Raw genomic sequence first — 17,964 nt, forward strand, 5'->3', positions numbered from 1 at the left:
CACCCCTTCCCACGAGGGGCCTGCGAGCCGGTCGGCTCAGGCCCGTTTCTCCCGGGTGGCCCGGTCCAGCGCGCGGTCCAGGACGACCAGCAGGGCGTCCCGGACCGAGAGCCGGTCCCGCGCGTCGAACTGCACCAGAGGTACATGTTCGCCGATCGCCAGAGCCCACCGGATCGCACCGAGGTCGTGCGCCAACCGCCCGTCGAAAGCGTTCACCCCGACCACGAACGGCAGTCCCGCCCGTTCGAAGAAGTCGATCGCCGGGTAACAGTCGTCGAGCCGGGCGCTGTCGACCACCACCAGCGCGCCGAGCGCACCCCGGGCCAGGTCGTCCCACATGAAGCCGAAACGGGTCTGACCCGGTGTGCCGAACAGGTAGAGCTTCAGGCTGCGATCGATGGTGACACATCCGAAGTCCATCGCCACCGTGGTGGTGGTCTTCCCGGAGCGCTGACCAGGGTCGTCGACCCCGATCCCGGCGGTGGTCATCTCCGCCTCGGTGGTCAGCGGGGCGATCTCCGAGATCGACCCCACGGTGGTGGTCTTGCCGACCCCGAAGCCACCGGCCACCAGGATCTTCACCGGGATCGGCGGCGTCGCCCGGGGCGTACCCGTGGCGGCTGGCGTCGCGGCCGGCGGCCGGTACGGCGGCGGCGCCGTGGCGGAGTGGGTCGGCGGCGGTGGCGCGGTGGCCCGGCCGATGGACGGCGGGGTCGGCGCGGAACCGCCGTAGCGGGCCGCGGCGCTGTTGGCGGCGAGCGCGCCCGGTGGTGCTGCGGGCCAGTCAGGAGATTGCACGAAGTCCATCAATCACTCGCAGGATGACGTCGGGGTCGAGGGCGTCGTCGGCGTCGGTCACGTGAACGTCCAGGTGGCCGGCGGCGCGCAGGTCGCCCACCAGCACCCGGGTCACACCGAAGTGCAACCGGGTCTTTGCGGAGATCTCGGCGACCGAGATCGGCTCACCGCAGAGCGCCACGATCGCCTGGAGTTCCGGGCTCAACCGGGTGGCCGTGACGCTCCACGGCTCGGTTGCCGGCCGGGCGGTCACCTGGGTCTCCAGGCCGATCGTGGGGTCGGCGCCGGCCACCCGGCCGGCGGTCAGCACGAAGGGGCGGGGTCCGGTCGGTCCGGCCTCCTCGGGCTCCGATCCGACCGCCGCCGGTGCGCCCGCCGGGCCGGCGGAGCCGGCCGGGGAGGACTCGCGCAGGTAGGGCCGGATGCGGATCACCGGCTCCTGTTCCGCACCGGCGGCGTCGGGATTCATTGCTGTACGGAGTTCTTGAGTTCGGCGATCAGGCGCGGGGTGAGCGCGCCACCGGCCCGACCGGCGAACAGGGTCATCTCGTAGGCGACGGTACCCAGGTTGGCCGACCGGTCGGCGACCACGCCGAGCACCGAACCGCTGCTGATCGCGCTGATCAGGAGATAACCCTCGGCCATGTCCACCACGACCCGGTTCAGCCCGCCCAACGCGTACCAACTGGCGGCCCCGCCGGCCAGGCTGGTCATGCCGGAGACCACTGCGGCGAGACGCTCCGCGTTGGACCTGTCCTTGATCGCGGACATGGCCATCAGCAGGCCGTCCGACGACACGGCGATCGCCTCCAGCACCCCCGCGGTTCCGGAGGTGAAGGAATCCAGCAGCCAGTTGAAGGTACGGGCCTCGGGGCTGAGGTCACCGGCCGGATGGCTCTGGTGGTCGAGGTTCTCGTGCACGTGCGGGCTGGTCACCGTGGCGTTCCTTCGTTGTCGCTGCGGTCGTTACGGACGTCGCGTAGAGCCCGGGCGACGCCCGTCTCGAACGCGTTGATGCGATCGCGGACCTCGGCCGGATCGCCCGGGTCCTGGGTGAGCGGTTGCTGCGGTAACTGCGCGATCAGGTTGGCGCCGGGCACCCTGCGGGACAGCTGGGACAGCCCCGGGGGAGCCGGCGGCTCGACCGGCTGTGGCAGGGCATCGGCCTGACTCTGCTCGGCCCGGCGCACCCCCGACTCGAACGCCTCGACAGCGGCGCGGGCCGCGCTCGGGTCGACTCCCGTGGCGTCGACCGGACCCACCTTCGGCGCCGTCCTCGGCAGGCTGGCCCCCGGCACCCGCTGCCGGACCCCGGGCATCGGGGCCGGTGGGGCCGTCGACACCGGCGTGACCTGCGGCACCGTCACGGTCGCCGCGTCGATCCCGGTCGGCACGGCCGGTTCCGGGCCGGTCTTCCCGGCCCCCTCCGGGCCGGTGGCGAAGGCGTCCCAGGACTCGGACAACTCCATGCTCTCGGTGGCCCGCGTCAGCAGCGTCGGGTTGAACCCGGCCGGCACCGTCGCGGGTTCCGGCACCGGGCCGACCAGGTCGGCCGCCGCCGGGGTGTCACCGGCCGGTGGCACCGGCTCAAGCTGGTGCCGGGCCGGGAGGGCGGCCACCGGCGCGGCCCGGCCGACCGGCGGAACCGGGGGGCCGGCCGGCTCGGGCGTCCCGACCACAAGTGACGTACGGGGGATCTGGAGGGTGGCGGTGACACCGCCGCCGGGGGTGGCGGAGAGACCGACCGCCCAGCGGTGCCGGCGGGCCAACCGACCCACCACGAACAACCCCAGCACCTCGGTCGGGACGAGATCCAGCCGTTCCCGCCGGGTGAGGCGGGCGTTCTCGTCGGTCAACCGTGCCTCGGTCATGCCGATGCCGTGGTCCACCACGGTGAGCTGTACGCCGTGCTCGGTGAGTTCGCCGCTGACCAGCACCCTGGTCTGCGGCGGCGAGAAGACGGTGGCGTTCTCCATCAGTTCGGCGAGCGCCAGCACCAGGTCGCCGACGATCGCCGGTGCCGCTGCGGCCTCGGTGGGCACCTGGACGTCCACCCGGGTGTAGTCCTCGATCTCACCGAGGGCGAGGCGGACCACGTTGGCCAACGGCACCGGCGCGACGTGCGCGACGTCGCCCACCGCACCGGAGAGCACCACCAGGTTGCCGGCGTTGCGCCGCAGCCGGCTGGAGATGTGGTCGAGCCGGTACAGGTTCTCCAGCCGTCCCGGGTCGGTTTCCTGCTGCTCCAACCGGTCGATCAGGGCGATCTGCCGACCGACCAGGTTCTGGGTACGCCGGCCGACGTGGCCGAACATCTGGGCCACGTTGCGTCGGCTCGCCGCCTGCCGCTCCACCAGCCGCGCGGCCGTGTTCTGCACCCGTTCGAAGGCCCGGGCCAGGTCGCCGACCTCGTCCCGGGCGCGGACGTCGACCGGATCGAGGCGGACGGGTTGGGCGTTGTCCGTCTCGTCGTCGGCCACCCGGACCAGTTCGGACTCGGCGACCCGGGCGACCCGGTCGGCGGAGCGGGTGAGGCGGGTCAGCGGCCCGGTCACCGTGCGGCCGATGGCCAGGGCGAGCAGCACCACACCGATCAGGATCAGCGCGACCAGCCCGGTCACCCAGTACGCCCCGGAGAGCGCCGCCTGCCGTTGTGCGCGGACCTCCGCGGTCACGTCGGCGACCAGTTTCTTCTCGACGAACTGGCCCAGCGTGATCAGCGAGGAGACGGTCGGGAAGAGGGCCTGGATGGGGATGTCCGCGACCGCGGCCGCCGGGTCCTGGGCGCTCTGTTGGAGGAACTCCGGGCTGGTCCGGGCGTCCACCGCGGTCTGCTCGATGTTCACAAGCGCCTGCTGCTCCGGGGTGAGCAGGCCGAGCATCTTGCTGCTCTCCGACTGGAGGGTGGCCATGTTGGCCACGAAGGCGGTGGCGAACTGTGGGTTCGGCGAGGCGGCGACCAGCACGATCAGGGCACCGCCGCCGCTGAGTCCCTCGCTCTTGCGCAGGATGCTGTCCAGGGCCAGCGTCTGCCGTCCGGCGGGGGTCCGGGTGTCCACGTCGTACGGCAGCCGCAACGAGTCGATCAAGGCAATGTGGATCGGCCCGTACGCGCCGATGACCTGTGGCGGTGCGGCCTGCCCGGCCAGCACGGCCGTGCGTACCTCGGCCAGTTGCTGGATGCCGTCGAGTGCGGTGTCCACCTCGGCTGGAAGGTCGTCGTCGAAGTCGACCCGCAGGTCGACGATCCGGTCGTCCACCTCTGCGATCTCCTGCACCAGGGCGCTGCGCTCGACCTGGCCGAGCAGGAGACCGATGGCGAGCATGCGTTCCCGCTGCAGGTGCTGAAGCAGGGTGCCGACCCGGCTGGCGATCTGGACTGTCTGGTCGATGTCGCCGGCCCGCTGGGCGACACCTGTTCGTTCCCAGACCACTGGCAGCGTCAGCCCCAGCATGCAGACCAGGGGAATGGTCACCAGCAGGGTGAGCTTGCCCCGGATCCGGAGCCTACCGAGCAGCATCGAAGGGCCTCCACCGATCCGGCTCGTGGAGCTGTCCCACCGGCTGGAGCGTAGGTGGCTGCTCGACGGGGCGCGACCCGACGGGATCCCACCGGACACCCGGCGGCGGTGCCGGCGTCACACCGCCCGCCGTCGCGACCGAAGTGTCTCTCGGACGGGACATCCAGCTGCTCACCGCGAGACCGACAAGCAGCAGTGCGGCGAGGCCGCCAGCGCCGAGGATCAGCAGACGATCCCGGTCCAGGCCGTCGAGTCGCTTCTCCAGCAGCCGGTCGATCTCGTCGAGGAGGACCGGTTGGAGCTGCTTCGCGGCCTGCTGTGCCTCGTTGCGGGCCGCGAGGAGCCGGGTCGTGTCGACAGTGCCGGCCCGGTCGACCGGCTGGGAGTACAGGGCCATCGTCTCGACGGCCCGCTGGTAGGCGTCGAAGGGGGTGAGAACGTTCGCGCCGAGGTCGGCGCTCTCCGTGTTCTCCACCACCGACCGCAGGTTGTTGGCCAGGTCGTTGGCGGGTTGCAGGGCGGCACCCCGGAGGGTGGCCAGCTGGCTGAGCGACTGGAGCCGTTCGGCGGCGGGCCGGCGGTTCATCAGTACGGCCAGGTCGGTGAGCCGGCCGGCGGCCACCACCGCCTCCGGCATCTCCTCCCCGACGCCGTCCTGAAGGAAATACGCGTCGACACCGGGGTCCCGGATCAGGCCGGAGGTCTCCCGGGCCTTGCCGTGCAGGGCCAGCAGCAGGTCGGTGACCTCGCCGTACACGGTGAAGGCGGCCTCCGGGTCGGTGAGTGAGCGCTCGGGCAGGGCCTCCAGCTTCGCGCGGAGCCCGGCCCACCGCTCGCTGGTGCTCAACTCGCCACCGATGCGCGCGTCGACCGTGGCGGCCCGCTCGACCGCCTGGTCGAGGGTGTCCCGGCGCAGCGACCGTCCGGTGACGGCGGCGCTCTGCGCGTCGACGAGCGCGTCGGTCACCGGACCGAGGGCGCGGAGGTACTCGACGCCGAGTCGTTCCCGCGCGACGACGTCGCGGTCGGTGTCGACGAGCTGGTGTGCCTGTACGACGAGGAACGCCACCGGCAGCAGCAGCGCGGTGGCGAGTAGCAGCGGCAACAGCCGGCCCGGTGTCCGGGGCCGGCGACGGACCCGCGGAGCGGGAACGGTCATGGTTGTCTCCTCCGGCGTGGCGCAGGTTGTCCGACGGCGTCGACGAGCCGGTCCCGTGCGCCGGACCGGAAAACTAATCGAAGCCTGGTGGTCTGGGACGGTCTGCAACCGTCAGCTTTGCGTCACTTCGAGCGATGTGACTCACGGCGATCAATTCGCTCACGGTGGGTGCCGTTCATGTAGGAGATAGGCGTACTTGAGTATGGATTCCGATGAAAGGCAGGAATTCCCATGATGCGAAGTCGTCCCAAAGGTTCGCCGACTGGACGTTGTGCGGATGACCTTCGTCGGATGACGATCGGGCTACCAGAACGGACGTACGGCGGATCTCAGCTAATACTCAGGTTTCGGGCCGTACCGTGTGCCCAATGAGATCGCCGTTCTCGGCCGCACGGACCCGACGTGCCCTGCCCACCGGTCGCCGGGCCGTCGCCGCCACGGCGGCTGCTGTCCTGCTGGCGGCGGCCGTGGTGTGGGCGGTCTGGCCGGACCGGCCGGGCTTCCGTACCGAGTCCGCGATGCTCACCGTCCGGTCCGGACCCGACGGTGACGAGCCGGTCGACCTGGACACCACGTTGTATCTTCCGCGTGACGCCTCGGCCGGCCGCGAGGTGCCGGCGGTGCTGCTCGCTCACGGCTTCGGCGGCACCAAGGAGTCCGTCCGCATCGACGCCGAGGACCTGGCCGACCGGGGGTACGCCGTACTGACCTGGACCGCGCGCGGCTTCGGCCGCAGCGGCGGCGAGATCCACCTGGACAGTCCCGACCACGAGGTACGCGATGCCCAGCGGCTGCTGGACTGGCTCGCCGAGCGACCGGAGATCCGTACCGACGCCACCGGCGACCCCCGGGTGGGTGTGGTCGGCGGTTCCTACGGCGGTGCGCTGGCGCTGCTGCTCGCCGCCCAGGACCAGCGGGTCGACGCGATCGTTCCGATGATCACCTGGAACGACCTGTCCCGCGCCTTCCTGCCGGAGAGCACCGGCGACGAGCCGACCGAGGGTGTGTTCAAGTCGGGCTGGGCCGGGATCTTCTTCGGTGGCGGCGGAAACGTCGGCTCCGGCCCGGCCGGGATCTCCGGCACCGGCGCCGAGACGCCGGAGGGCGCGCCGGGCGCCGGGCCGCCCAGCCCCGCTCCGGGCCAAGGGCCTGGCACCGCACCCGGCGCACCAACCGTCGGCGGTCTGCCCGATCCCTCCTGTGGCCGGTTCGCCGCCGACGTCTGCGCCGCGTACCTGCGCATCGCCGCCACCGGCCGGGCCGACCAGGCCGCCGTCGACCTGCTGCGCCGGTCCAGCCCGGCCGGCGTGCTGGACCGGATCGAGGCGCCCACCCTGCTGGTCCAGGGCGCGGCGGACACGCTCTTCCCGCTCGGCGAGGCCGATGCCAACGCCCGGGGCATCGCCGCGAACGGCACCCCGGTGCGGGTCGCCTGGTTCACCGGCGGCCACGACGGCGGCTCCGGACCGCAGACCGACTCCGACCGGGTGAAGTTCCTGACCGCGCAGTGGCTCGACCACTACGTCGCGGGGACCGGGACGGCGCCGGGCGACACCTTCACCTTCAGCCGGATCGCCGGCTTCGACGCGATGGACCGGGGCCTGGTCGCCACCGGCTACCGCACCGACGACTACCCCGGTCTCGGCGGCGACTCCCGCGTCGAGGTGGCCGTGGCCGGCCCGGCCCAGCCGGTGGCCAACCCGCCCGGCGGCAACCCCGCCGCCATCTCCTCGGTACCGTTCGCCGGCTCGTTGAGCTCGCTGCTCAGCGGGGTGGCCGGTGACATACCCGGGCAGCACGCCCGGTTCGAGTCCGAGCCGTTGACCGAAGCTGTCGACATCGTCGGCGCGCCGACCGTCTCGCTGCGTGCCGCGTCGAGCAGCGGCGAGGCCGTCCTCTTCGCCAAGCTCTACGTGGTCGACCCGGAAGGGGCGGCCACCCTGCCCAGCGGGCTGATCGCGCCGATCCGGCTCACCGGCCTGCCTGCGAGCGTAGACGCCGCCGCGCCGGTCACCGTTACCCTGCCGGCGATCGTGCACCGGGTGGAGGCCGGGCACCGGCTCCGGCTGGTGGTGGCCACCTCGGATCAGGCGTACACGACTCCGATCGAGCCGGCCGTCTACGCGGTCGCGGTCGGTGACACTCCGGTCAGCCTGCCGACTGTCGACAGCGACCCGATCCCCACCGAGGCGGCGCTCTGGCGCTGGGTACTGGTCGGGCTGATCGCCGCGATCGTGATCGGGCTCGTCGTGCTCGTGGCCGTGCTGCGCCTGCGGCACCGCCGCCAGGACACCTCGATCCATCCGGACTACGCGGACACCCCGCTGGCCGTGCGCCACCTGCGCAAGGAGTACGCCGACGGCTTCGTGGCCGTCTCCGAGGTGGACTTCGAGGTGCACCCCGGTCAGGTGGTCGGCCTGCTCGGGCCTAACGGCGCCGGCAAGACCACCACCCTGCGGGTGCTGATGGGGCTGACCCAGCCGACGGCGGGGGAGATCTACGTCTTCGGACACCGGCTGGTGCCCGGCTCGCCGGTGTTGTCGCGGATCGGCGCACTTGTGGAGGGGCCGGGGTTCCTGCCGCACCTGTCCGGGCTGGAGAACCTCAAGGCGTACTGGCGGGCGACCGGTCGGCCGGAGGCCGACGCCCACTTCGAGCAGGCACTGGAGATCGCCGGGCTGGGATCCTCGGTGCACCGGCGGGTGCGCAAGTACAGCCACGGCATGCGGCAGCGGCTGGCCATCGCCCAGGCCATGCTCGGCCTGCCGGAACTGCTGGTGCTCGACGAACCGACCGACGGGCTGGACCCGCCGCAGATCGCCGAGATGCGTCGGGTGCTTCAGCGGTACGCCACCGACGGCCGGGCGGTGCTGGTCTCCAGCCATCTGCTCGCCGAGGTGGAGCAGACCTGCACCCACGCCGTGGTGGTGAACAAGGGCCGGATCGTGGCCTCCGGGCCGGTCGAGGAAATCGTCGGTGACTCGCCGAGCGTGCTGTTCGAGGTGAGTGACCCGACCGCGGCCCGCGACGTGCTCGACGGCCTCGGTGGCGTACGGGTCCTGGACGACGCGGACGGGCAGTTGGTGGTCGACACCAACGGCACCGCCCGCAGCGAGGTGGTCGCTGAGCTGGTCCGGGCCGGAATCGCAGTGGACCGGGTGGTGCCCCGGCGCCGCCTGGAGGACGCCTTCCTCGCCCTGGTGGGCGAGAATTCTCGGGGAAGCGGGGACCGGTGATGGCGGGATCGACTGTCGAGCCGACGCGGGACACGACAAGCGTTGCCGCCTCGGGTGCGGCGGCCGGCTACCGGCCCGCCCGGACGCTGCCGTTCGGCGCGGAGTTCCGCCGGCAGGCGTCGCGCCGGCGTACCCAGTTGGCGCTCGGCTTCATGGTACTGCTGCCGCTGATCATCCTGATCGCGTTCCAGTTCGACACCAACGACGACGACAATGGCGGGGCCGAGTTCGGCAGCCTGATCGATCTCGCCACCTCCGGTGGACTGAACTTCACCCTCTTCACCATCTTCGTGTCGGCCTCGTTCCTGCTGGTCGTCGTGGTGGCGCTGTTCTGCGGTGACACGGTGGCGAGCGAGGCGAGCTGGGGGAGCCTGCGTTACCTGCTGGCGATCCCGGTGCCCCGGGCCCGACTGCTCACGGTGAAGCTGCTTGTCGCGCTCGCCTACTCGGCGCTGGCGCTGCTGCTGCTCGCCGGCACGGCGCTGGCCATCGGCACCCTGCGCTACGGCTGGTCGCCGTTGCGCAGCACGGTCGCCGCGCAGTTGGAGCCGGGCGAGGGGCTGCTGCGGCTGCTCGCGGTGCTCGGCTACCTGGCGATCGTCCTGCTGGTGGTCGCGGGACTGGCGTTTCTGCTCTCGGTGACCACCGACGCGGCGCTCGGCGCGGTGGGTGGCGCGGTGCTGCTCTGGATCCTCTCCAGCATCCTGGACCAGATCACCGCGCTCGGCGCGATCCGGTCGTTCCTGCCGACCCACTACAGCACCGCGTGGTTGGGGCTGCTCTCCACGCCCGTGCAGACCGACGACATCGTGCGGGGCACCGTCTCGGCCATCTGCTACGCGACAGTGTTCTGGGGCCTGGCCTTCTGGCGTTTCACCCGTAAGGACATCACCAGCTGAGGGCAGTGCACGTGGTCAGAGCAGCGGGACCGGTGGGGTAGGCGTTCCGGGCGTCGCGGTGGGCGTGCTCGGCTCGCGCTTCTGCCAGGCGCTCACCCCGAGCCGGTCGGTGTTGCCCAGGTCGATCCGCCCCTGTATGACGACCTGTTGCGCCGGCTGGCCACGCAGCGGGGCGACCTCGAGGTGCTCGGCGTTTGTCGCCACCACCGTCGGGTTGTCGACCAGGTTCCGCCAGAGCAGCGCGGCGCCGGCCGCCTCGCCGGGAGCCAGCACCAACGGTCGGGGTGGCTTGTCGAAGCCGGACGTTATTCCTTCCGCACCCCGGATCACCCGGACCGGGATCACCTTCCCTTCCCCGTCCCGCAGCCTCGGCTCCGGATACCCGCGCAGCGGGTAGGGGCGTGCGCCGCAGTTGACGAGTTCGAGGCCCATCGCTCGCAGTCCCATGGCGGCGCTGACGCCGCGGTAGGTGATCCGGACGCCGGATTCGGGGCAGCCGGACGTCGGGCCGTCATCGCCGTCGGGCTCGCCATCGCGGGACGGCGTGTCGCCGGTCGCGCTGAACGTCGGCACCGGTTCGGGCGGGACGCCGGCCACCTCGCCGGCCGGAGCGCAGCCGGTGAGCAGCGTGAAGACTGCGGCGATCGAGACCGAACCGGTGGCGAGCCGACGGCCACCGGAGGTCGACTCGGGGACCGTTGTGCCTGGCATCGGAGCATCGTCGCACCGGCAGCCACGGCCCGTTGCCCCGCCACCGGTACCAGCGGACCGCACGGTTTCCGGTCGTGATGGGTCCGCTTCCGGAAGTTTCGGCCGCTAGGATGAGTGTGGGAGCGTTCCCACCAAGAGAGATTGCATCGACAACTATCTATGATTTCCGCATTCTGGTACCACCACCCCACTCGTAGGAGGTACCAATGCGTGCTGACCGGTTCGGCGGGCCGGCTTTGTCCCTGTTCCGCATTGTGATCGGGTTGTTGTTCCTCATTCACGGCATGTCGTCCGTGTTCGGCGTCTTCGGTGGCAACCGGGGCACCGGCGAGGCCGTGCCGCTCGGCCAGTGGCCGGGTTGGTACGCCGCGATGATCCAGCTGATCTGCGGCGGCCTCGTGCTCCTGGGGCTGTTCACCAGGCCCGCGGCGTTGCTGGCGTCGGGCTCCATGGCCTACGCGTACTTCGTGGTCCACCAGCCCGACGCGCTGCTGCCGCTGCGCAACCACGGCGAGTTGTCAGTGCTCTTCTGCTGGTCGTTCTTCCTGGTCGCGGTGCTCGGCCCAGGCACCTGGGCGGTCGACAACCTGTGGCGGCGCGGGGCGGCGACGGTCGCCCTGGATCAGGCTGAACCGCGCTCCGTCCCGGCCTGACGGCGGTCCTCAGCGGCGCCGGGGCACGCGACGGCGCCGCTGAGGATTCGCTCACAAGCTGGGATTGACCGGCGACGGTCGCGACCGGATTGCCTAGACTCGGCGACACAACTGCATACCTCATCCAGAGGGGCTGAGGGATACGGCCCGACGACGCCCCGGCAACCACCTCGCGCGCTCACCGTTGAGCGTTCGGCGGGGCAGGTGCCAATTCCGTCCCCGCCGCAGGGTGCGATGCGGGGAAAGATGAGAGGACTTCGACATGACGTCGACGCTCGCCCCGTCCGGCATCGACACCGCCGCCAGCCCCGCCCGTGCCCTGGTCTGCCGGGCCTGTTCGGCCCGCTACCCGCTCGCCGCCCAGCACGCCTGTTACGAGTGTTTCGGCCCGTTGGAGGTCGACTACGACCCGGCCGCCCTCGCCGCCGTGACCCGCGAGCAGATCGAAGCCGGCCCGCGCAATCTCTGGCGGTACGCCGCCCTGCTGCCCGCCGGCCAGGACCCGGCCGCCAGGGTCACCCTGGACCCGGGGTTCACTCCGCTGGTGGCCGCCGACCGGCTCGCCGCCGAGCTGGGCATCACCGCTCCGCTGTGGGTCAAGGACGACAGCGCCAATCCCACCCACTCGTTCAAGGACCGGGTGGTGTCGGTGGCGCTCACCGCCGCCCGCGCGCTCGGCTTCTCCCGGTTCGCCTGCGCCTCCACCGGCAACCTGGCCAACTCCGTCGCCGCGCACGCCGCCCGGGTCGGTGCGCCGTCCGTGGTCTTCATCCCCAGCGACCTGGAGCAGGGCAAGGTCGTCACCACCGCCGTCTACGGCGGCGACCTGGTCGCCATCGACGGGTCGTACGACGACGTGAACCGGCTCTGTGGCGAACTGGTCGAGACCGACGAGTTCGAGGACACCGCCTTCGTGAACGTCAACGTCCGGCCGTACTACGCGGAGGGGTCCAAGACGCTCGGCTACGAGGTGGCCGAGCAGCTCGGGTGGCGGATCCCCGCCCAGGTGGTCATTCCGATGGCCTCGGGTGAGCTGCTCACCAAGATTGACAAGGCGTTCAGCGAACTCGTCGAGATCGGCCTGGTCGACGCCCCGGCCGGTGGCTGGAAGGTGTTCGGCGCGCAGTCGGCCGGCTGCAACCCGATCGCCACCGCACTGCACGCCGGCACCGACGCCATCACCCCGGTCAAGCCCACCGGCATCGCCAAGTCGCTGAACATCGGCGACCCGGCGGCCGGGCTGTACGCCCTGGAGGCGGTCCGTCGCACCGGTGGCTGGATGGACCACGCCGACGACGACGAGATCCGCGCGGGTGTGCGCCTGCTGGCGCGTACCACCGGGGTCTTCGCGGAGACGGCCGGCGGGGTGACCGTGGCGGTGCTGCGCAAGCTTGTCGAGTCGGGCCGGCTGGACCCGACCGCCGAGACGGTGGTGTTCAACACCGGCGAAGGGCTGAAGACGCTCGACGCGGTCGCCGGTGAGGTGGGCCCCACCCACCGGATCAAGCCTTCGTTGCGGGCCGCCCGCGACGCGGGCCTGCTGAGCTGACCACGCCGTGCTGGTGAGTAAGCGGCATTTCGCAGGGAGTGAGCGAAACACGCCGCCAGGGACTTGACGACCGCAAACGGACGGCGCAAGATGCTCCGTGCGGGAGGGCGTTTCGCCGTAGACTTTCAGTCTTTACGACCCAGCGCCGGAGGCGTTGTGCGATCGTCCCTCCCGACCAACGTCCGAACGGGCCAGCGAAAATCGCTGGCCCGTTCGTCTGTCTGTCCCGCACGCTGCCGGCATGACCGTCACCGTCACCACCTTCGGTCCCGCCGACGAGCAGGCGATCGACCAGGCGTACCGGATCGGCGCGGCGCGCCTCGCCGCCGACCTGCCCGACTTCCCGCCCTTCTGCCGGCAACGGTTCACCGCGATGGTGCGCCATCCGATGCCGGGCACCGCGCCGGTCAACCTGCTGGCCCACCTCGACGGTGAGCCCGCCGGCCATCTCGCACTCGACCTGCCGCAACTGGACAACACCGAGAACGCCTCCGCCGACCTGTCCGTGCACCCGGCGTACCGGCGCCGGGGGGTGGGTCGCGCGCTGGTCCAGCACGGTCTCGCCGTGCTGCGCGAGCACGGGCGCAAGCGGGTGAGCGCGATGAGCATGGCCCACCTGCCCGGGGCACCCGACCGTCCCTCGGCGGGCGCCGCCTTCGCCACCGCCTTCGGCGCGGTCGACGCCCTGCCCGACGTGCGACGGCGGCTGGACACCGCCGATCTGGACCAGGCGAAGCTGGACACGCTGCTGGCCGACGCCCGGGGCCGGGCGACCGGCTACGAGGTTGTGTGCTGGCGCGGGCACACCCCCGACGACCTGGTCGCCGACGTGGCGTACCTGGACGGGCGGCTGCTGGCGGACGCGCCTATGGGTGACCTGGCCTGGGAGCCCGAGCAGGTCGACGCCGAACGCCTGCGCGGCACCGAGCTGGCGCTGGCGGCCCGTGGCCGGCGGCGTTACCACGTCGGTGTCCGCCACCAGGCGTCCGGTCGGCTGGTCGCGTGGACGCTGCTGGACGTCGGGGCGTCGGCGGACTGGCACTCGTTCCAGCAGATCACCATCGTCGACCCGGAGCACCGGGGCCATCGGCTCGGCCTGCTTGCCAAGATCGAAAATCTGCGGCACCTGCTCGCCCACGAGCCCGCCGTGCGGGTGATCGACACCTTCAACGCAGGCAGCAACGACCACATGATCGCCATCAACGAGCAGCTCGGTTTCCGGGTGATGGACCGGTGGAGCAACTGGCAGCTCACCATCTGAAGTTGTGACACGCCCCTACTGATCTGGGGGCTTCGTGTTGCATGATGGCGGGCATGACGGAGACCCCGCACCCCCTCTACGACAGGCACGCCGAGACCCTCAACCGTGCGCTGACCGCGATCACGGAGCGGGGGTACTGGTCCGCCTACCCGGAATCACCCAGCCCGCGGGTGTACGGCGAGACGGCAGCCGCCGACGGCAAGGCCGCCTTCGAGGCGTACCTGGGCGGGGACTTCCCGCTCGACCAGCCGGGCGGCGACGACCGGGTGGCCACCGAGACCAGCCCGTTCGGTGTCGCGTTGAACGTCCGCTACCCGCACGCCGACGCCGACCAGCTGGTCTCCGCCGCGTCCGCGGCGCTGCCCGCCTGGCGTGACGCCGGCCCGCAGACCCGGGTGGGGGTCTGCCTGGAGATCCTCGATCGGCTGCACAAGAACGTCTTCGAGCTGGCGAACGCGGTGCAGTTCACCAGCGGCCAGGCCTTCGTGATGGCCTTCCAGGCCGGTGGGGCGCACGCGTTGGACCGCGCGCTGGAGGCGCTGGCCTACTCGTACGCGGAGATGACCCGGCACCCGGGTACCGCCGGTTGGGAGAAGGCCGCCGGCAAGGGCGACCCGCTGCGGATGACCAAGACCTTCCACGTGGTACCCCGGGGAGTGGCCCTGGTGATCGGCTGCAACACCTTCCCGACCTGGAACTCCTACCCGGGTCTCTTCGCCTCGCTTGTCACCGGGAACCCCGTCGTGGTCAAGCCACACCCGCGCGCGGTGCTGCCGCTGGCCATCACCGTCCGGTACGCCCGCGAGGTGCTCGCCGAGGCCGGCTTCGACCCCAACCTGATCCTGCTGGCCCCCGAGGCCCCGGGCGAGAAGCTCGCCTCGACCCTCGCCCTGCACCCGGCGGTCCGGATCGTCGACTTCACCGGTTCCACCGAGTACGGCGACTGGCTGGAGGCCAACGCCCGGCAGGCGGCCGTGTACACCGAGAAGGCGGGGCTCAACACGGTGGTGGTCGACTCCACCGACGACTTCGCCGGGATGTGCCGGAACCTGGGCTTCACGCTGACGCTCTACAGCGGCCAGATGTGCACCACCTCGCAGAACATCCTCATCCCGCGGGACGGCATCGACACCGACCAGGGGCACAAGAGCTTCGACGAGGTGGCCGGCGGAATCGCCGCGGCCGTCGGCAAGCTCACCGGTGATCCGGCCCGGGGAGTGGAGCTGACCGGGGCGATCGTCAACGACGGTGTGCTGGAGCGGCTGGACGAGGTCGCCAAGGTCGGCGAGCCCGTGCTGGAGTCGCGTACCGTCGAGCACCCGTCGTTCCCCGACGCCGTCGTGCGTACGCCGACAATCGTCAAGCTGGACGCCGGCGACACCGCGACCTACTCGCGGGAGTGGTTCGGGCCGATCTCCTTCGCCGTCGCCACCGACTCCACCGCGCACAGCCTGGAGATCCTGCGCTCGACAGTGGGGGAGAAGGGTGCCCTCACGGCGGCCGTCTACTCCACCGACAACGCCGTGCTGGACGCCACCGAGGCGGCCGCGATCGACGTCGGGGTGCACCTGTCGGCAAACCTCACCGGCGGTGTCTTCGTGAACCAGTCGGCGGCCTTCTCCGACTTCCATGGCAGTGGGGCGAACGCGGCGGCCAACTCGGCGTTGACCGACGGGGCGTACGTGGCGAACCGGTTCCGCATCGTGCAGAGCCGCCGGCACGTCTGAGGTTCCGAGGTGGGCGGTTCTGGTGGCCGCCCACCACATCGGCCCAGGTCGGCGATCGTCTGTCGGGTTTCAGACGGCCCTGCGCATCTGGAGTTCGCGCAGGGCGGGGATGTTCGGGTGCGGCACGCGGACGCCGGTGTCGACGAAGCCCAGTCGCTGGTAGGCCCGGTAGGCACGGTCGTTGCCGACCACCACCTCAAGCATCAGCTCGTCCCTCCCACCGGCCCGGGACCAGCCCGCCACTGCGTCGACCAGATCCGCGAGCAGGCCGGTGCCCCGCCAGGCCGGGGTGATGTAGACGGCGTAGAGCACTGTCACGCCCGGCTCGGTCGGGTGGATGACCCCACCGGCGTGGCCGACCAGCCGGCCGCCCGGATCCGCCACGAACTGCGCCGTGTCCGAACCGGCGGAGACCTGGGCGACCCGGGCGGCGTACTCGGCGTGGGGTCGGGCCGCGGCCTCGGCGATCGTCTCCAGGAACGCCAGCGGTGCGTCCGCGAGCATCTCCAGGCGTAGCGCGCGCATCCGGGCCGCGTCGGCTGGCTCGACCCGGCGGATCACGGCCCGACGCACGCCGGTTCCGTCGGTGACGATGGTCATGCCCGCATGCTTATCACAATGACGTACGACGATGCGGGTGACTGTAATACGCCCGATTTGTGGTCGTGCGCGGTCGTCACTCCTCGTGTAGCGTGCGATTTCGGTCACCCGTTTCAGTGGTCGTCGCCGATTGCCGAAACCGGTGGTTTCCGGGTGCCGGTGCGCCGGCGACCCGAGGTAGTGGAACGCCGTGCAGAGTGAGGAAAACACCGTGGCACAAGGCACCGTGAAGTGGTTCAACGCCGAGAAGGGCTACGGCTTCATCGCCGTCGACGGCGGGCAGGACGTCTTCGTCCACTTCTCCGCGATCGAGATGGACGGCTACAAGGCGCTGGACGACGGTCAGCGGGTGGAGTTCGAGATCGCCCAGGGCCAGAAGGGCCCGCAGGCCGAGCGGGTACGCGTCATCTGAGTGCGGACCACCCACCCCACTGACTGATCGTCGACGGGGTGACGTGACCATGGCCGGAGGGGGCTGCGGTGCCGGTGCCCCACAAGGGAAGATCATGAACCGATCCAGCCGTTGCTGAGGAGGGTTCATGTCCGACCAGCCGCCCCCGACAGGCCCGCTCTCCTCGCCTCCGGGCGAGCCGGAACCGCCCACCGCCGGTTGGGTCGGTCAGCCGCCCCAGCCTGGTCCGCCTCCGTACGGTGTGCCGCCCGGCCAGCCGCCCTACGTCGGCATGACGCCATATCCCGGCCAGCCGCCCTACGGCTGGTACCCCCACCCGGCCGGCTATGGTCTCGACCCCTCCGATGCCCTGGTCACCCCACCCGGGGCCGGGCTCGGTGCCTGGTTCGCCCGCTGCGTGGGCGCCGCCCGCCGGGGTTGGCGACAGCTGCTGCCGATCCTCGTGCTCACCCAGGTGGTGCCGGCCGCGGTGCTGTCGGTGCTGGTGCTGGCCGTGGACCCCTCGGCCCGTTGGGATACCCAACTCGCGAGCGACTCCGCCGCGCTGCCGGCGAACTTCTGGACGGATCTCGCGACGCTGCTGTCGGTGCTGATCAGCGGAAGCCTGCTGCTCGGTCTGGTGCAGTGTGTCGGCTGGGCCGCCGGCACCTGGGTGATCGCCCGGCAGGCGGCCGGCCAGCCGGTCGGTCTCGGTGCCGCCCTGCGCTACGGGACGCGCCGGGCACTCGGACTCTGGGGCTGGACCCTGCTCATCACCCTGATCGTCACCTTCGGGTTCTGTCTGTGCTTCCTGCCCGGCGTGTACGCGGGGTTCGCGTTCGCCATGGCCGGCCCGGTCTATCTCTTCGAGCGGCACGACCCACTGAGCCGGTCGCATCGGATGCTGCGTGACCGGCTGGGGCTGCTGCTCGGCCGGGTGGCACTGGTGGGCGCCGCCGTGATCGGTGTCTCGCTGGTCGCGAGCCTGATCGAGTCGCTGGCGATCCTGCCGTTCGGTGCCACTCCGCTGGACTCGCCGGGTACGGCGGTGGGTGTGGTGCTGACCATCGCGGTGGTCGCGGTGCTGGCGCTGCCGGCGTACCTCGCGCAACTGGTCGGGCTCGTTGTCACCTACGCCGAGCAGCGGGCGCACGAGGGTCCGGTGAACGGCGCGCAACTGGCGGCCGAACTCGGCTGACCCGGGCCATCGTGCTTGCACTCGGCAGGGGAGAGTGCTAAACAAGTCATTGGCACTCGCATGGCGTGAGTGCCAGTTGGTCGGGACGGTGGGGCCGCGGTCGTGCCCGTGACATAACCACGGGTGGGGCACGTGGCCGGTCGTCGCGGGCTATCCGGCCCGGCCGAGGAGACGTCGCCGTCGCCAGGTGGCGACGTCCCAAGGTGCGTACACCAGACGGCCCATCCGGGGCACACACTCGGGTGGCCCGTGAGTGTCCAG

The 17,964-nt window shown here is 71.3% G+C and carries 15 protein-coding genes and 1 riboswitch; of the genes, 8 read left to right on the forward strand and 7 right to left on the reverse strand.

What is annotated here, in order from left to right:
* Window positions 1–36 precede the first annotated feature (36 nt).
* The 5 genes from AB0I71_RS12860 to AB0I71_RS12880 are packed head-to-tail and all read right to left on the reverse strand — an operon-like array spanning window position 37 to window position 5,478.
* Window positions 37–807: an ATP/GTP-binding protein gene (locus AB0I71_RS12860; RefSeq protein WP_357583970.1), complete on the reverse strand. Its 771-nt coding sequence runs from the start codon at window positions 805–807 to the stop codon at window positions 37–39.
* Window positions 785–1,267: a DUF742 domain-containing protein gene (locus tag AB0I71_RS12865; RefSeq protein WP_357583972.1), complete on the reverse strand. Its 483-nt coding sequence runs from the start codon at window positions 1,265–1,267 to the stop codon at window positions 785–787. Before AB0I71_RS12865 ends, AB0I71_RS12860 begins: the two co-directional genes overlap by 23 nt.
* Window positions 1,264–1,734 (reverse strand): roadblock/LC7 domain-containing protein, encoded by a 471-nt coding sequence (locus AB0I71_RS12870; protein ID WP_093403345.1) that lies wholly within the window; start codon window positions 1,732–1,734, stop codon window positions 1,264–1,266. The genes AB0I71_RS12865 and AB0I71_RS12870 overlap by 4 nt, the downstream gene beginning before the upstream one ends.
* Window positions 1,731–4,319 carry a nitrate- and nitrite sensing domain-containing protein gene (locus AB0I71_RS12875; protein ID WP_357583975.1) on the reverse strand — a complete coding sequence of 863 codons (2,589 nt, stop codon included), beginning with the start codon at window positions 4,317–4,319 and terminating at the stop codon, window positions 1,731–1,733. The genes AB0I71_RS12870 and AB0I71_RS12875 overlap by 4 nt, the downstream gene beginning before the upstream one ends.
* Window positions 4,306–5,478, reverse strand: coding sequence for a hypothetical protein (locus tag AB0I71_RS12880; RefSeq protein WP_357583977.1), 1,173 nt, complete (start codon window positions 5,476–5,478; stop codon window positions 4,306–4,308). The genes AB0I71_RS12875 and AB0I71_RS12880 overlap by 14 nt, the downstream gene beginning before the upstream one ends.
* A gap of 368 nt (window positions 5,479–5,846) precedes the next feature.
* Here AB0I71_RS12880 and AB0I71_RS12885 point away from each other — a divergent pair, with 368 nt between their 5' ends.
* Window positions 5,847–8,714 (forward strand): alpha/beta fold hydrolase, encoded by a 2,868-nt coding sequence (locus tag AB0I71_RS12885; RefSeq protein WP_357583979.1) that lies wholly within the window; start codon window positions 5,847–5,849, stop codon window positions 8,712–8,714.
* Complete coding sequence (locus AB0I71_RS12890) at window positions 8,714–9,613, forward strand: ABC transporter permease subunit (RefSeq protein WP_357583981.1); 900 nt, start codon at window positions 8,714–8,716, stop codon at window positions 9,611–9,613. The genes AB0I71_RS12885 and AB0I71_RS12890 overlap by 1 nt, the downstream gene beginning before the upstream one ends.
* A gap of 15 nt (window positions 9,614–9,628) precedes the next feature.
* Here the strand turns inward: AB0I71_RS12890 and AB0I71_RS12895 are convergent, their stop codons facing one another.
* On the reverse strand, window positions 9,629–10,324 hold the full coding sequence (locus AB0I71_RS12895) for a DUF4232 domain-containing protein (protein ID WP_357583983.1): 696 nt from the start codon (window positions 10,322–10,324) through the stop codon (window positions 9,629–9,631).
* A gap of 206 nt (window positions 10,325–10,530) precedes the next feature.
* Here AB0I71_RS12895 and AB0I71_RS12900 point away from each other — a divergent pair, with 206 nt between their 5' ends.
* From AB0I71_RS12900 to paaN, 4 genes are all read left to right on the forward strand, one after another.
* A complete protein-coding gene (locus tag AB0I71_RS12900; RefSeq protein ID WP_357583985.1) occupies window positions 10,531–10,977 on the forward strand; it encodes a DoxX family protein in 447 nt (148 codons plus the stop codon).
* Between the two features lie 117 nt (window positions 10,978–11,094).
* Window positions 11,095–11,230: riboswitch (SAM riboswitch) on the forward strand.
* A gap of 9 nt (window positions 11,231–11,239) precedes the next feature.
* Window positions 11,240–12,526 carry a threonine synthase gene (gene thrC / locus AB0I71_RS12905; RefSeq protein ID WP_357583987.1) on the forward strand — a complete coding sequence of 429 codons (1,287 nt, stop codon included), beginning with the start codon at window positions 11,240–11,242 and terminating at the stop codon, window positions 12,524–12,526.
* A 241-nt stretch (window positions 12,527–12,767) separates the two neighbouring features.
* Window positions 12,768–13,787 (forward strand): GNAT family N-acetyltransferase, encoded by a 1,020-nt coding sequence (locus tag AB0I71_RS12910; protein WP_357583989.1) that lies wholly within the window; start codon window positions 12,768–12,770, stop codon window positions 13,785–13,787.
* Between the two features lie 53 nt (window positions 13,788–13,840).
* On the forward strand, window positions 13,841–15,514 hold the full coding sequence (paaN, locus tag AB0I71_RS12915; RefSeq protein WP_357583991.1) for a phenylacetic acid degradation protein PaaN: 1,674 nt from the start codon (window positions 13,841–13,843) through the stop codon (window positions 15,512–15,514).
* 69 nt (window positions 15,515–15,583) lie between these two features.
* Here the strand turns inward: paaN and AB0I71_RS12920 are convergent, their stop codons facing one another.
* Window positions 15,584–16,114 carry a GNAT family N-acetyltransferase gene (locus AB0I71_RS12920; RefSeq protein ID WP_357583993.1) on the reverse strand — a complete coding sequence of 177 codons (531 nt, stop codon included), beginning with the start codon at window positions 16,112–16,114 and terminating at the stop codon, window positions 15,584–15,586.
* A gap of 211 nt (window positions 16,115–16,325) precedes the next feature.
* On the opposite strand from AB0I71_RS12920, the gene AB0I71_RS12925 reads away from it, so the two are divergent.
* Together AB0I71_RS12925 and AB0I71_RS12930 are read left to right on the forward strand one after the other, a co-directional pair.
* Window positions 16,326–16,526: a cold-shock protein gene (locus tag AB0I71_RS12925; protein WP_099852798.1), complete on the forward strand. Its 201-nt coding sequence runs from the start codon at window positions 16,326–16,328 to the stop codon at window positions 16,524–16,526.
* Window positions 16,527–16,653: 127 nt separating this feature from the next.
* Window positions 16,654–17,703, forward strand: coding sequence for a hypothetical protein (locus AB0I71_RS12930; RefSeq protein ID WP_357583996.1), 1,050 nt, complete (start codon window positions 16,654–16,656; stop codon window positions 17,701–17,703).
* Window positions 17,704–17,964 lie beyond the last annotated feature (261 nt).

It is taken from the genome of Micromonospora sp. NPDC049891, from assembly GCF_040660295.1.
GTDB lineage: Bacteria > Actinomycetota > Actinomycetes > Mycobacteriales > Micromonosporaceae > Micromonospora.

Excerpts from the sequence above, each read along its gene's own strand:
- AB0I71_RS12875 (WP_357583975.1), bottom strand. The coding sequence starts at position 4,319 with ATGCTGCTCGGTAGGCTCCGGATCCGGGGCAAGCTCACCCTGCTGGTG.
- paaN (WP_357583991.1), top strand. The coding sequence starts at position 13,841 with ATGACGGAGACCCCGCACCCCCTCTACGACAGGCACGCCGAGACCCTC.
- AB0I71_RS12920 (WP_357583993.1), bottom strand. The coding sequence starts at position 16,114 with ATGACCATCGTCACCGACGGAACCGGCGTGCGTCGGGCCGTGATCCGC.
- AB0I71_RS12890 (WP_357583981.1), top strand. The coding sequence starts at position 8,714 with ATGGCGGGATCGACTGTCGAGCCGACGCGGGACACGACAAGCGTTGCC.
- AB0I71_RS12895 (WP_357583983.1), bottom strand. The coding sequence starts at position 10,324 with ATGCCAGGCACAACGGTCCCCGAGTCGACCTCCGGTGGCCGTCGGCTC.
- AB0I71_RS12860 (WP_357583970.1), bottom strand. The coding sequence starts at position 807 with ATGGACTTCGTGCAATCTCCTGACTGGCCCGCAGCACCACCGGGCGCG.
- AB0I71_RS12930 (WP_357583996.1), top strand. The coding sequence starts at position 16,654 with ATGTCCGACCAGCCGCCCCCGACAGGCCCGCTCTCCTCGCCTCCGGGC.
- AB0I71_RS12910 (WP_357583989.1), top strand. The coding sequence starts at position 12,768 with ATGACCGTCACCGTCACCACCTTCGGTCCCGCCGACGAGCAGGCGATC.
- thrC (WP_357583987.1), top strand. The coding sequence starts at position 11,240 with ATGACGTCGACGCTCGCCCCGTCCGGCATCGACACCGCCGCCAGCCCC.
- AB0I71_RS12885 (WP_357583979.1), top strand. The coding sequence starts at position 5,847 with ATGAGATCGCCGTTCTCGGCCGCACGGACCCGACGTGCCCTGCCCACC.
- AB0I71_RS12865 (WP_357583972.1), bottom strand. The coding sequence starts at position 1,267 with ATGAATCCCGACGCCGCCGGTGCGGAACAGGAGCCGGTGATCCGCATC.
- AB0I71_RS12880 (WP_357583977.1), bottom strand. The coding sequence starts at position 5,478 with ATGACCGTTCCCGCTCCGCGGGTCCGTCGCCGGCCCCGGACACCGGGC.
- AB0I71_RS12900 (WP_357583985.1), top strand. The coding sequence starts at position 10,531 with ATGCGTGCTGACCGGTTCGGCGGGCCGGCTTTGTCCCTGTTCCGCATT.